General features: G+C 73.1%; 12 protein-coding genes. 9 read left to right on the top strand and 3 right to left on the bottom strand.

The window, feature by feature from the left end; genetic code table 11:
* Positions 1 to 33: 33 nt before the first annotated feature.
* Both BLW85_RS19035 and BLW85_RS19030 read left to right on the top strand, forming a co-directional pair.
* Positions 34 to 315, top strand: coding sequence for a hypothetical protein (locus tag BLW85_RS19035; protein WP_244174882.1), 282 nt, complete (start codon positions 34 to 36; stop codon positions 313 to 315).
* A gap of 1 nt (position 316) precedes the next feature.
* Positions 317 to 652, top strand: a complete 336-nt coding sequence (locus BLW85_RS19030) for a Rieske (2Fe-2S) protein (protein WP_070024214.1) — start codon at positions 317 to 319, stop codon at positions 650 to 652.
* A 240-nt stretch (positions 653 to 892) separates the two neighbouring features.
* Here BLW85_RS19030 and BLW85_RS19025 read toward each other — a convergent pair whose 3' ends face one another.
* The gene (locus BLW85_RS19025) at positions 893 to 1,306 is read right to left on the bottom strand and encodes a pyridoxamine 5'-phosphate oxidase family protein (protein WP_070024212.1); all 414 of its coding nucleotides are present in this window, start codon (positions 1,304 to 1,306) and stop codon (positions 893 to 895) included.
* A 121-nt stretch (positions 1,307 to 1,427) separates the two neighbouring features.
* Here BLW85_RS19025 and clpB point away from each other — a divergent pair, with 121 nt between their 5' ends.
* Together clpB and BLW85_RS19015 are read left to right on the top strand one after the other, a co-directional pair.
* Positions 1,428 to 4,025 carry an ATP-dependent chaperone ClpB gene (gene clpB, locus BLW85_RS19020; RefSeq protein ID WP_070024210.1) on the top strand — a complete coding sequence of 866 codons (2,598 nt, stop codon included), beginning with the start codon at positions 1,428 to 1,430 and terminating at the stop codon, positions 4,023 to 4,025.
* Between the two features lie 237 nt (positions 4,026 to 4,262).
* Positions 4,263 to 4,805: a YbjN domain-containing protein gene (locus tag BLW85_RS19015; protein ID WP_070024208.1), complete on the top strand. Its 543-nt coding sequence runs from the start codon at positions 4,263 to 4,265 to the stop codon at positions 4,803 to 4,805.
* A 13-nt stretch (positions 4,806 to 4,818) separates the two neighbouring features.
* Here BLW85_RS19015 and BLW85_RS19010 read toward each other — a convergent pair whose 3' ends face one another.
* Positions 4,819 to 6,003, bottom strand: coding sequence for a mannosyltransferase family protein (locus BLW85_RS19010; RefSeq protein ID WP_070024206.1), 1,185 nt, complete (start codon positions 6,001 to 6,003; stop codon positions 4,819 to 4,821).
* 70 nt (positions 6,004 to 6,073) lie between these two features.
* The gene (locus tag BLW85_RS19005) at positions 6,074 to 7,258 is read right to left on the bottom strand and encodes a pyridoxal phosphate-dependent aminotransferase (protein WP_074992676.1); all 1,185 of its coding nucleotides are present in this window, start codon (positions 7,256 to 7,258) and stop codon (positions 6,074 to 6,076) included.
* 768 nt (positions 7,259 to 8,026) lie between these two features.
* Here BLW85_RS19005 and BLW85_RS18995 point away from each other — a divergent pair.
* The 5 genes from BLW85_RS18995 to pyrE all read left to right on the top strand — a co-directional run bounded on the left by BLW85_RS18995 (position 8,027) and on the right by pyrE (position 12,621).
* Positions 8,027 to 8,581, top strand: coding sequence for a DUF2617 family protein (locus tag BLW85_RS18995; RefSeq protein WP_070024200.1), 555 nt, complete (start codon positions 8,027 to 8,029; stop codon positions 8,579 to 8,581).
* A gap of 79 nt (positions 8,582 to 8,660) precedes the next feature.
* Positions 8,661 to 10,298, top strand: a complete 1,638-nt coding sequence (locus tag BLW85_RS18990) for a polyamine aminopropyltransferase (RefSeq protein ID WP_074992675.1) — start codon at positions 8,661 to 8,663, stop codon at positions 10,296 to 10,298.
* Positions 10,299 to 10,368: 70 nt separating this feature from the next.
* Positions 10,369 to 11,169: an SRPBCC family protein gene (locus BLW85_RS18985; RefSeq protein ID WP_074992674.1), complete on the top strand. Its 801-nt coding sequence runs from the start codon at positions 10,369 to 10,371 to the stop codon at positions 11,167 to 11,169.
* Between the two features lie 104 nt (positions 11,170 to 11,273).
* Positions 11,274 to 12,062, top strand: a complete 789-nt coding sequence (locus BLW85_RS18980; protein ID WP_074992673.1) for an aldose epimerase family protein — start codon at positions 11,274 to 11,276, stop codon at positions 12,060 to 12,062.
* Between the two features lie 10 nt (positions 12,063 to 12,072).
* Positions 12,073 to 12,621 carry an orotate phosphoribosyltransferase gene (pyrE, locus tag BLW85_RS18975; protein ID WP_070024192.1) on the top strand — a complete coding sequence of 183 codons (549 nt, stop codon included), beginning with the start codon at positions 12,073 to 12,075 and terminating at the stop codon, positions 12,619 to 12,621.
* The last annotated feature ends 69 nt before the right edge of the window (positions 12,622 to 12,690 follow it).

The following is a 12,690-nucleotide window of genomic DNA, read 5'->3' as shown; positions in this document are numbered from 1 at the left end:
GAAGGGGACCTTCAAGTGAGGACGAAGTCGACCATGGGCAAGAAGATGATTCGCTCGGTGCTGGTCGCCACCTTCTCCGCCGTTGTGGCCCTTGGAGTGCTGAGTGGCCCCTTCGGCGCGAAGAGCGACGTGCGCGCGGACACGAAGTGGCCTTCGGTGGCGACGCTCGACGCGAACAGCGTGGTGCGTGCGGACACCAAGTGGCCCACCGACACGAAGTGGCCTTCGGCGTCGACGCTCGGCGCGGAGAACGTCGTGCCCGCGGACACCAAGTGGCCGACGGACACCAAGTGGCCTTCGGTAGCGGGGAGCTGATGTGACCACGCCACCCGACGACCGTTCCTTCCGCCGTGAGATGGCCACCGCCTACCGCTCCGGCTGGCACTTCATCGATCTGGTGACCGCGATTCCCCACCCCGGGGACTCGCTGATGGTGACCGTCTTCGGTGAGCCGGTCGTCGTCACGCGCGACGAGGAGGAGGACGTCCGGGCCTACCGGTGCCTGCGCAAGCCGCGTGGGGCGCCACAGCCGGTGCGGTGTGCCATACGGTACGGAATGATCTTTGTGAATCTGGACCAGCGGGACCACCGGCTCACCGACCCGGTGGAGCCCGACCTCCGGACAATCTCAGCCACCCCCCGCAGTGCCTGACGCGATTCCCCCGTCGTAAAAGATCGCTCAGGTGCTTCCCCCCGCAGCGGCGTCACCGTGACCTGAACACGGTGACGCCGCTGTTGTTTGTGCCGACATTTCGGTGTCTGCCCCGGTCCTCACAGTGGCCGAAACTAATCGAACAGACCGGACGCCCGGTTCGTTCCATGGAGCGGCCACGATCGGGGGATTGCGCCCTCGCCGTCCGGTGTGGTGGGGCAGCCGCCCGCCCCTGGTCCCTCACCCCCGCCCCAGTGCCCGTTCCACCGTGATCTCGATCACCACGCGGGAGGGGTTGGGGGAAGGGGTGCGGCCGTAGCGTTCCGCGTAGCGGCGTTCGGCTTCGGCGACGCGGGCCGGGTCCGCGGAGACGTGGGCGCGGCCCTCCAGGGTGGCCCAGCGGCGCCCGTCCACCTGGCAGACCGCGGCGCGGGCGCCCTCGGGGCCGGCGGCCCGGGTGTAGGCCGCCTTCGCGCTGGAGCCGTTGCAGATCACCCGGGCGAGCCGGGCCTCGGGGTCGTACGTGACCCCGACCGGCACCACGTGCGGGCCCCCGTCGGGGCGGATCGTCGTCAGGGTGCACAGATGCCGTTCCTGCCAGAAGCCGAGATACGCGGCGTCCGGGGAACCCGGATCCACGGAGTAGGTCGCCATGCCAGGAAACCTAGCCCCGGGGCCGTGCGCGACCAGCCTTGAGTGGAATAGACTCAACTTTGGTTACGCTGGTTAAGTCAGCAGAGGGTTGCAGAGGCACGCCTAGGAGGAGAACGCGAACGTGGACGCCGAGCTGACCAACAAGAGCCGGGACGCGATCAACGCGGCCAGCAACCGCGCCGTGACCGAGGGACATCCGGACCTCACCCCCGCTCACCTGCTGCTGGCTCTGCTCCAGGGGCAGGACAACGAGAACATCACCGATCTGCTCGCCGCCGTCGACGCCGACCAGGCCGCCGTACGCGCCGGCGCGGAGAAGCTGCTCGCCTCGCTGCCGAGCGTGACGGGCTCCACCGTCGCGCCCCCGCAGCCCAACCGCGACCTGCTGGCCGTGATCGCCGACGCGGGCGAGCGCGCGAAGGACCTCGGGGACGAGTACCTGTCCACCGAGCACCTGCTCATCGGCATCGCCGCCAAGGGCGGGGCCGCCGGCGAGCTGCTGCGGGCGCAGGGCGCCGAGGCGAAGAAGCTGCTGGAGGCCTTCAAGAAGGCCAGGGGAGGACGTCGCGTGACCACCGCCGACCCGGAGGGCCAGTACAAGGCCCTGGAGAAGTTCGGCACCGATTTCACCGCCGCCGCCCGCGAGGGCCGGCTCGACCCGGTCATCGGGCGGGACCAGGAGATCCGGCGCGTGGTGCAGGTGCTGAGCCGCCGGACGAAGAACAACCCCGTGCTCATCGGCGAGCCGGGCGTGGGCAAGACCGCCGTCGTGGAAGGGCTCGCGCAGCGCATCGTCAAGGGGGACGTGCCCGAGTCGCTCAAGGACAAGCGGCTGGTCGCGCTCGACCTCGGCGCGATGGTCGCCGGCGCGAAGTACCGGGGTGAGTTCGAGGAGCGGCTCAAGGCCGTGCTCGCCGAGATCAAGGACTCGGACGGGCAGATCATCACCTTCATCGACGAGCTGCACACCGTCGTGGGCGCCGGGGCCGGCGGCGACTCCGCCATGGACGCCGGCAACATGCTCAAGCCGATGCTGGCCCGCGGCGAGCTGCGCATGGTGGGTGCCACCACCCTGGACGAGTACCGGGAGCGGATCGAGAAGGACCCCGCCCTGGAGCGCCGCTTCCAGCAGGTGCTGGTCGCCGAGCCGACCGTCGAGGACAGCATCGCCATCCTGCGCGGTCTCAAGGGCCGCTACGAGGCCCACCACAAGGTGCAGATCGCGGACAGCGCCCTGGTCGCCGCCGCGACCCTCTCCGACCGCTACATCACCTCCCGCTTCCTGCCGGACAAGGCCATCGACCTGGTGGACGAGGCGGCCTCCCGGCTGCGCATGGAGATCGACTCCTCTCCCGTGGAGATCGACGAACTCCAGCGTTCCGTCGACCGGTTGAAGATGGAGGAGCTGGCGATCGGCAAGGAGACCGACCCCGCCTCCCTCGCCCGCCTGGAGAAGCTGCGCCGTGACCTCGCCGACAAGGAGGAGGAGCTGCGGGGGCTGACCGCCCGCTGGGAGAAGGAGAAGCAGTCCCTCAACCGGGTCGGTGAGCTGAAGGAGCGCCTGGACGACCTGCGCGGCCAGGCCGAACGCGCCCAGCGCGACGGCGACTTCGACACCGCCGCCAAGCTGCTCTACGGCGAGATCCCGCAGCTGGAGAAGGAACTGGAGGCCGCCTCCGAGGCCGAGGAGGAGGCCGCCAAGGACACCATGGTCAAGGAGGAGGTCGGCTCCGACGACATCGCGGACGTCGTCGCCGCCTGGACCGGCATCCCGGCCGGCCGCCTGCTGGAGGGCGAGACGCAGAAGCTGCTGCGCATGGAGGAGGAGCTGGGCAAGCGGCTCATCGGCCAGGGCGAGGCCGTGCGCGCCGTGAGCGACGCGGTACGGCGCTCCCGGGCCGGCATCGCCGACCCAGACCGGCCCACCGGCTCGTTCCTCTTCCTCGGCCCGACCGGTGTCGGCAAGACCGAACTCGCCAAGGCGCTCGCCGACTTCCTCTTCGACGACGAGCGGGCCATGGTCCGCATCGACATGTCGGAGTACGGCGAGAAGCACAGTGTGGCCCGGCTGGTCGGCGCGCCCCCCGGGTACATCGGCTACGAGGAGGGCGGCCAGCTGACCGAGGCGGTACGGCGGCGCCCGTACAGCGTGGTGCTGCTGGACGAGGTGGAGAAGGCCCACCCGGAGGTCTTCGACATCCTGCTCCAGGTGCTGGACGACGGCCGGCTGACGGACGGCCAGGGCCGTACCGTCGACTTCCGCAACACCATCCTGGTGCTCACCTCCAACCTGGGCAGCCAGTACCTGGTCGACCCGGTCACGAGCGAGGTGGAGAAGCGGGAGCAGGTGCTGGAGGTCGTACGGGCGTCCTTCAAGCCGGAGTTCCTCAACCGCCTGGACGACCTGGTGGTCTTCTCCGCGCTGACCAAGCCCGAGCTGGAGCGGATCGCGAAGCTCCAGATCGACCGGCTCGGCAGGCGCCTCGCCGAGCGCCGGCTCGCCCTGGAGATCACCCCGGAGGCGCTGGCCTGGCTGGCCGAGGAGGGCCTGGACCCGGCGTACGGCGCCCGCCCGCTGCGCCGCCTGGTGCAGTCCGCGATCGGCGACCGGCTCGCCCGGGAGATCCTCTCCGGCGAGATCAAGGACGGCGACACCGTCCGCGTGGACCGCTTCGGCGAGGGGCTGCTGGTCGGCCCGGCCACCGGGAAGACGCTGTGACGCCCACCCGGTGAACGCGGCGGACCGTACGGGGGCCCGGTCCGGGCCCCCGTACGGCACGTTCGCCGGCGTCGGCCGGTTCCCCCCGTCCCGCCACACCGACCCCCCGTTCGTCCACCGGCCCGCCGCCCGGGCACTGGATCATGTCAGCCAAAGACCGACAGGCCCCGTCAGGGCTTGCCAGGCCCCTCCCCGCATGGGGGAGGATGGCGGAATCCGTACGAAGGGAAAAACACGGTGAGCATCGACCCGTCCTCGATTCCGAACTTCGGGGGCCAGCCCGAGCCGCAGCCCCAGGGACCGGCCGGCCCCGTCCTCCCGGATCAGGACCTCGTGAAGCAGCTCCTCGACCAGATGGAGCTGAAGTACGTCGTCGACGAGGAGGGTGACCTCGCGGCGCCGTGGGAGCAGTTCCGCACCTACTTCATGTTCCGCGGGGAGGCCGACCAGTCGGTCTTCTCGGTGCGGACCTTCTACGACCGCCCGCACCAGATCGAGGACAAGGCGCGGCTCCTGGAGTCCGTGGACGACTGGAACCGCCGCACCCTGTGGCCGAAGGTGTACACCCACACCCACGACGACGGCACCGTCCGCCTCATCGGCGAGGCGCAGATGCTGATCGGCACCGGCGTCGACCTCAACCACTTCGTCTCCTCCACGGTCAGCTGGGTGCGGGCCGCGATCGAGTTCGACAAGTGGCTGGTCGAGCAGCTGGGCCTGGAGCAGGACGTCGAAGGGACCGACAAGCCCGAGGACGGCGAGGCCGGCTCCGGGGAGTGAACCCCGGCGACCGCTACAGCGGCGCGTGCCCCAGCACCAGCAGGTACGCGCCGTAGAGATACGACAGCCCGGCCAGGGCCGCGACCACCACGGCCGCGTGCCAGGGCCGGGCTTTCGCCGTGCGGACCAGCGCGCGGGCGGGCGGCAGCAGCAGCGGGAAGGCCGGCAGCAGGAAGCGCGGCTTGGACTCGAAGGTCCCGGACCCGGCGAGCACCACCAGCAGCAGCACCGCGCTGTAGACCAGCAGCGGCAGCGGGGGCCGCTCCAGGAGGAGCAGCGCGAACAGCACCACGCCCACGCCGACCAGCAGCAGCGCCACCGGGAACACCACCCGGCCGCCGTGCAGCAGCAGGACGCGCACGAACTGGAGCGAGCGGTACCCGAGGTCGAACCGCGAGCCCCAGTCCGCCTGGACGTCGAAGTAGCCGTGCAGCAGATCGCCCCGGCGGTGGCCGACCCACAGCAGGTACCCGGCCCAGCCCAGCGGGGCGAGCGCCGCGCCCGTCCACAGCCTGTGGACGACCCGGCCGCGCCGCCGCCACAGCTCCCAGCCGGCCGCGGCGAGCACGGCGGCGGCCACCGCGAACCCGTTCGGCCGGGCGAGCCCCGCGAACGCGGCCAGCGCCCCCGCCCACACCCAGCGCCCGGTCAGCACCGCGTACAGCGACCAGGCGGCGAACGCGGTCAGCACCGGCTCGGTGTACGCCATCGACAGCACCACCGAGTGCGGCAGCAGCCCCCACAGCAGCACCAGCGCGGTCCCCACGGCCCGCCCGTACACAGCGGTCCCCACGGCGTACAGCCCGGCCGCGGCCACCAGCGCCGCCGTCCAGGACACCAGCAGCCCGGCCGCGCCCCCGCCGAGCGGGCTCACCTCCGTCACCGCCCGCACCAGAGCGGGGTACAGCGGGAAGAACGCCATGTCGCTGTACCCGTGCCGGCCCAGGGCGTGGCCGTAGCCGTGGGCCGCGATGCCGAGGTACCAGACCGAGTCCCAGGAGCGGCCCAGCAGCGCCATGACGGGCCGTCCGGCGGCGTCGGCGAGCAGGGTGAGGACGGCGGCGCCGGCGAGCCGCGCGCCGAGGAACAGTCCTACGGCGACGCCGCTCGCCCGCAGCAGCGAGGCACGGGCGCGCGCGCCGGGCGAGGGTCCGGGTGCGGTGACGGGCGGGGCGAGAACGGTGCTGGCGTGTGTCACACCTCCGCACTGTGCAAGGCCCCGGCCCCGGAAGCGAGCAGGGCACGGCCGACCGGCGGTGCCCCGTCCCTCACATGGCCCGCAACCGCGCCGCCGCCTCCCGCAGGACGTCCTCCTTCTTGCAGAACGCGAAGCGCACGAACGGGGCGCCCGCCTCGCGGTCGTCGTAGAAGACCGCGTTGGGGATGGCGACCACGCCGGCGCGCTCCGGCAGGGCGCGGCAGAAGGCGAAGCCGTCCTTCTCGCCGAGCGGGCGGATGTCGGTGGTGACGAAGTAGGTGCCGGCCGGGCGGAACACCTCGAAGCCCGCCTCCGCGAGCCCCGTGGCCAGGATGTCTCGGCGCTCGCGCAGGGAGCGGCGCAGGTCGTCGTAGTAGGAGTCGGGCAGGGCGAGTGCCTCGGCCACCGCGTACTGGAACGGGCCGGCGGAGACGTACGTCAGGAACTGCTTGGCCGAGCGGACCGCGCTGACCAGAGCGGGCGCGGCCGTCACCCAGCCGACCTTCCAGCCGGTGAAGGAGTACGTCTTGCCGGCCGAGCCGATGGTCACCGTGCGCTCGCGCATGCCCGGGAAGGTGGCGAGCGGGAGGTGCTCGGCGTCGTCGAAGACGAGGTGCTCGTACACCTCGTCGGTCACCACCAGCAGGTCCCGCTCCACGGCCAGTTCGGCGATCGCGGCCAGTTCGGCGCGGGTGAGGACCGTGCCGGTGGGGTTGTGCGGGGTGTTGATCAGCAGCAGGCGGGTCCGCTCGGTGACGGCGGCGCGCAGTTCGTCCAGGTCGAGGCGGAAGCGGCCCTCGTGCGGGCGCAGGGTCACCGGGACGCGCCGGCCGCCGGCCAGCGCGATGCTCGCCGCGTAGGAGTCGTAGTACGGCTCCAGGGCCACGACCTCGTCGCCCGGCTCCAGCAGCGCCAGCAGCGAGGCCGCGATGGCCTCCGTGGCGCCCGCCGTCACCAGCACCTCGGTGTCGGGGTCGTACGACAGCCCGTAGCGGCGCCGCTGGTGCGCGGCGATCGCGGTGCGCAGCTCGGGGACGCCGGGACCCGGCGGGTACTGGTTGCCGCGCCCGTCGCGCAGCGCCCGCACCGCCGCCTCCCTGATCTCCTCGGGTCCGTCGGTGTCGGGGAAGCCCTGGCCCAGGTTGATCGAGCCGGTGGCCGCGGCGAGGGCGGACATCTCCGCGAAGATGGTGGTGCCGAACTCGGCGAGCCGGCGGTTGAGCAGGGGGCGCGCGGTGGAGGTCATGCCGGTCATCCTGCGCCCAAGCTCTGGAGTTCCTCAACCCGGCTTTGACGGTTGCGCCGCGTGGGCATCCCAGGGGCACCGCGCGCGGCGCGGGAAGGAACGAGGCGCCCACGGGGGTGGCTTCGGGGGACCGGGAGAGGGTGGCGCCATGGATCCGTTCGTGATCGGGCTGGTGGCAGTGTTCGTCCTGTTCATCGTCATCGCGCGGGTGTCCGGCAAGGGCGGCAGGCGGGGCGGGGGCAAGGGCGCGGTCCGGGGCAGGGGCGGTGCGGCCGGCACCGCGGGCGGCAGCTGGTGGGCCGGGGACTCCGGCTCCTCGTCCGGCGGGCACCACGGGCACCACGGGGGCCACGGGGGCACCACGGCGGGCACTCCTGCGGTGGCGGCCACTCCTCGTGCGGCGGGGGCTCCTCGTGCGGCGGGGGTTCCTCGTGCGGCGGCGGGTCGTCCTGCGGGGGCGGTGGAGGCTGCGGGAGCAGCTGAGGCGGGCGGGCCGGACGGCGGTGCGGAGAGGCCACTGGGACGAGGGGTGCGGGCCCTCCGCGCCCGCGCCGGGCGTGCGCCGTGGTGGAACAGATGAGCTGTGAGCCCCCCGGGGATGGAATGCCCCCGAAGTTGGGTAAAAACGCTGTGGCAGCGCCTCTGTTCATGATTCCCTCTAAAACGCCAATGCAGCCAACGCAGCCCCCAGGACGTCTCGCGGACGCCTCGTACCGGCCGGGCCGGCTGGGCTGACACGGCCGATCTCCCTCATTTGCGTGTTAGCGGAGCCGATCCATGCTCACGACCCTGAACACCAGTTACACCGATACGCGCGCTGCCGACCTCGCCTGGGCCCTGGGGCGCGAACCGCTCCCCGCTCTGGCCACCCTGGACCTCGAACTCACGGGCGCCAAACTGCAGTTGAGACTTCTCGGCGCCTCGCACCAAGTCCTCCTGGAGGAGGAGCGGGGCCTGTGCTCGGAGACGGTGGCCTGCATCCCCGGCTCCAGCACCCCGCTGCCGCTCGGCGTCGCCAAGCGCGTCGGCGACTGGGAGTACGAGTTCGCGGCGCGCGTCGAGATGCTCACCCCCGGCTCCTTCGCGGGCCGCGCCCAGGAGTTGCTCGCCCTGGTCGCCGACCATCCGCACGGCCTGGCCGGCGTCTTCCCCGGCAGCCCGCACGCCTTCACCGCGATGCTGGCCCAGCGGCACGACGACCATGTGCACTGGCGGACCTGGCACGCCTATCCGCAGGACGGCCAACTCGTCGCCACCCGCACCCGGGTGGGGGCGCGGGCGCGCACCCCCGAGCGGTCCGGGCAGCCCGGCGAGGACGCCTGGGCGGCATAAACCCGGACCGGGACAACTGCTCCCGGATCCACACCTTCGGGTGACGAAGGGTGCCCGTGAAGTAACGTAACGTCGCAGCGTGATCGAACCGCACGCTCCCGCGCCCCCGGGTGCCCCGCCCTCCTGGAGGGGCCCGGCACGGCTGCCCGTCCGGCCCGGCACCGGGCGGTTCCTGGTGCTCGCGTGCGTCTTCGTCTGCGCGGCCTGCGGGCTCGTGTACGAACTCGAACTCCTCGCCTTCGCCTCGTACTTGATCGGCGACTCCGTCACCCAGTCCTCCGTCGTGCTGTCCGTGATGGTCTTCGCGATGGGCATCGGCTCGCTGGGCGCCAAACGGCTGCGCCGGCACACGGCCGCCGCGTTCGGCGCCGTCGAGATCCTCCTCGCCCTGGTCGGCGGGTGCAGCGCGATGGCGCTGTACGCCGTCTTCGCCTGGACCGGCGGGTGGGGCGGCCCCTGGACCGAGGGCCCCCGCTGCCTGCTGGTCGCCTTCTCGCTCGCCATCGGTCTGCTCATCGGCGTCGAGGTGCCGCTGCTGATGGAGCTGATCCAGCGCATCCGCCACCAGGACGCGGGCTGCGCGGTGGCCGACCTGTTCGCCGCGGACTACGTCGGCGCCCTGGTCGGCGGCCTCGCCTTCCCCTTCGTACTGCTGCCGTTCTGCGGTCAGCTGACCGGTGCGCTGCTCACCGGCACGGTCAACGTGGTGGCCGGCGGCGCCCTCGTCCTCGGCCTGTTCCGGCGCGACCTCGGCCGGCGCGCCCGCTGGACCCTGCCCCTCCTCGGCGTCGCCGTCCTCGGCGTGCTCGCCTCGGCCGCCGCCCTCTCCGGCGCCTTCGAACGCGCCGCGCGCGAGGCGGTGTACGGCCCGGACGTGCGGGTCGCCGTGCAGACCGGGGTGCAGGAGGTCGTCCTCGCGGGCGGCACCGACGGCCGCCCCCTCGACCTCTACCTCGACGGACGGCTGCGCGTCGGCGGCCAGGACGCCCGCCGCTACCACGAGGCCCTGGTCGACCCCGCCCTCGCCGGACCGCACGCCCGGGTGCTGATCCTCGGCGGCGGCGACGGCCTCGCCGCCCGCGCGGTGCTGCGCCACCCCGGCGTACACCGCGTGGACATCGTCGAACTCGACGGACGGCTCGCGGAGTTGGCCCGTCGTGATCCCGGACTCGCCGCCGCCAACGGGCACGCCTACGCCGACCCCCGCGTCCGCCTCGTCGTCGCCGACGCCCTCGCCCGGCTGCGCACCACGCCGGCCGCCTCGTACGACGTGGTGATCGCCGACCTCCCCGACCCCGGCATCAGCGCCAGCACCAAGCTGTACTCCGAGGAGTTCTACGGGCTGGCCCGCCGCGTGCTCGCCCCCGGCGGCCGGCTCGTCGTGCACGCCGGACCGCTCACCGGCCGCCCCCGCGGCTTCTGGACCGTCGCCGCGACCCTGCGCGCCGCCGGCCTCGCCGCCACCCCCTACCGGGTCCTCGGCCACGACCCCGGCTTCCCGTCCGGGCCCGACCGCTCGGCCGGCGCCCCCGGGGCGCCGCCCGACTGGGGCTTCCTGCTGGCCGCGCCCGGCCGCACCGCCCCGCCCCTGCGCCTGGACCCGGCCGCCCCCGCCGGCACCCTCACCCCCGCGGCCCTCGCCGCGGACCGGCGGGCCGCCGAGCGGACCCGGATCGGCGCACTGCCCGCCTCCACGCTGATCCATCCGCGGTACTGAACGGCCGCGCCCGCATGTGCCGGTTCCCGCGAGGGTACGACCCGGCCGCTCGTGGGTAGGCTCAGCCGACATGGAGCACCAGGTCTTCGTCCCGGTCCCGGCCGGCCGTCTCACCGCGGCACTCGCCGATCCCGCGCGTGTCGCCCGAGCCGTTCCCGGTCTCCAGCAGGACGCCGGCGCCCCGCCCGTCGCCGGCCGCCTGAAGCTGCGCGTCGGCGGACATTCCGTCACCTATCGCGGCACGGCGCGGGTGCACGCCCGCGAGGACGGCGGCTACGCCGTCGAGGGCGACGCCACCGAGGCCCGCGGCAGCGGCTCGGTCAAGCTCGCCCTCACCCTCCGCCTCACCGGGACCGACGACGGCACCACCGTCACCGTCTCGGGCGCGGCCGACGCGACCGGACGCCTCGCGGAACTGCCCGCGGACGCGGTGGCCTCGGCGGCGACCCGGCTGCTGAACCGGTTCCTGGAGGCGCTCGGGGAGCGGACGGAGGAGGCGCGGGAGACGGGAGAGGCCCCGGAGGCGGAGAGCGGGCACACCTCCGTCTTCGACACCGAGATTCCGCCATCCTCGCTCGACGCGGACAGCGACGACGAGGAGGAGGCGGAGGACGGGGAGGACGCGGAGGCGTCCGCGGGCGACTTCGCGGACACCGGCGTACCGCCCGCCGAGGCCGCGCACGCCCGGCGCACGATGATCGGCCGCAGCGCCGAGGAGGTCGACCACGCGCCGCCGCGGGGCCGTTACGCCCCGGTTCCGGCGCCGCAGACGGTCACCGCGAACCAGGCCCTGCGGTGGGCCGCGCCGGCCGCCGCGCTGGCGGTCGCCTCGGCGATCGTGGTGGGCAGAGCGCTGCGGAAGCGTCGTTGACGCCGTAGTCCGTCCGCGGCGCCGCCGGCCCCGTCCGCGCGGCTCAGCCGCGTATCGGACACGTCCCGGACCCGCCCGGGGCGGCTGCCCAGTACTGTCGCCTTGTGAGTGACGAAGACATCACGCTGACCGCGGGCGACGCGGAGGTGATCGTGCGGCCCGGGAACGGCGGCCGCATCGGCGGGCTGCGGATCGGCGGCACGGAACTGCTGCGCCAGGGCCCCAAGTTCGGCTGTTTCCCGATGGTGCCTTGGTGCGGGCGCATCCGCGACGGCCGGTTCCTCGACGGCGGCACCGTCCGCCAGATGCCGCTGAACTCCCCGCCGCACGCCATCCACGGCACCGCCCGCGACGGCGCCTGGCGCACCGCGCGCGTCACGGAGAACGAGGCGGTGATCACGCACGAGCTGACCGATCCCTGGCCGCACTCCGGCCGCGTCACCCAGGTCGTCACGCTCACCGAGGACAGCGTGACGCTGACGATGTCGGTGGAGACGTACGAGGACTCCTACCCGGCGCAGATCGGCTGGCACCCCTGGTTCCGCCGCAACCTCGGCGGCGCGGACGTGACCCTGGACTTCAAGCCCGCCTGGCAGGAGGAGCGCGGCGCCGACCACCTGCCCACCGGCAACCGCATCGACCCCGCGCCCGGCCCGTGGGACGACTGCTTCGGCATGCCCGGCGGCGTCGACGTCACCCTCACCTGGCCGCAGCGGCTGGAGCTGACGGTGGCCAGCCGCGAGGAGTGGGTGGTGGTCTACGACGAGCAGGCCGAGGCGGTCTGCGTGGAGCCGCAGACCGGCCCGCCCAACGGGCTGAACACCCAGCCGCGCCTGGTCACGCCCCTGGAGCCGCTGGAGGCGGCCACGACCTGGAGCTGGCGTCGCCTTTAAGCTGGGCGGCATGACGGACGTGCGTGCTGAGCTCCTTCAGCAGATCAAGGACAAGGCCGTGGTGCACGGCAAGGTGACCCTCTCCTCGGGTCTGGAAGCCGACTACTACGTGGACCTGCGCCGTATCACCCTCGACGGCGAGGCCGCCCCGCTGGTCGGCCAGGTGCTCCTGGATCTGACCGCGGACCTGGAGTTCGACGCGGTGGGCGGACTCACCATGGGCGCCGACCCGGTCGCGGCCGCCATGCTGCACGCCGCCGCCGCGCGCGGGCGGCGGCTGGACGCCTTCGTGGTGCGCAAGGCGGCCAAGGCGCACGGGCTGCAGCGCCGGGTCGAGGGTCCGGACATCGCGGGCCGTCGGGTGCTGGTGGTCGAGGACACCTCCACCACCGGTGGTTCGCCGCTGACCGCCGTGGAGGCCGTGCGGGAGGCCGGTGCCGAGGTCGTCGCCGTCGCGACCATCGTGGACCGGGCGACCGGGGCCGCCGAGAAGATCGAGGCCGGCGCGGGTGTTCCGTACCGATTCGCCTTCTCGAAGGATGAACTGGGTCTGGACTGACACGCCCCTTTGACCTGGACTTGGGGGGCGCCGTCCGGTACCCCCCGTCCGGTTGACCTGGATTCGGGG

This window comes from Streptomyces misionensis (assembly GCF_900104815.1).
In the GTDB taxonomy this organism is placed as follows: Bacteria; Actinomycetota; Actinomycetes; order Streptomycetales; family Streptomycetaceae; genus Streptomyces; species Streptomyces misionensis.
The sequence above is the reverse complement of the archived record's forward strand: the minus strand, read 5'-3'. Positions and strand labels throughout refer to the sequence as shown.

Excerpts from the sequence above, each read along its gene's own strand:
- BLW85_RS19035 (WP_244174882.1), top strand. The coding sequence starts at position 34 with ATGGGCAAGAAGATGATTCGCTCGGTGCTGGTCGCCACCTTCTCCGCC.
- BLW85_RS19025 (WP_070024212.1), bottom strand. The coding sequence starts at position 1,306 with ATGGCGACCTACTCCGTGGATCCGGGTTCCCCGGACGCCGCGTATCTC.
- BLW85_RS19005 (WP_074992676.1), bottom strand. The coding sequence starts at position 7,258 with ATGACCGGCATGACCTCCACCGCGCGCCCCCTGCTCAACCGCCGGCTC.
- BLW85_RS18995 (WP_070024200.1), top strand. The coding sequence starts at position 8,027 with ATGCTCACGACCCTGAACACCAGTTACACCGATACGCGCGCTGCCGAC.
- BLW85_RS18985 (WP_074992674.1), top strand. The coding sequence starts at position 10,369 with ATGGAGCACCAGGTCTTCGTCCCGGTCCCGGCCGGCCGTCTCACCGCG.
- pyrE (WP_070024192.1), top strand. The coding sequence starts at position 12,073 with ATGACGGACGTGCGTGCTGAGCTCCTTCAGCAGATCAAGGACAAGGCC.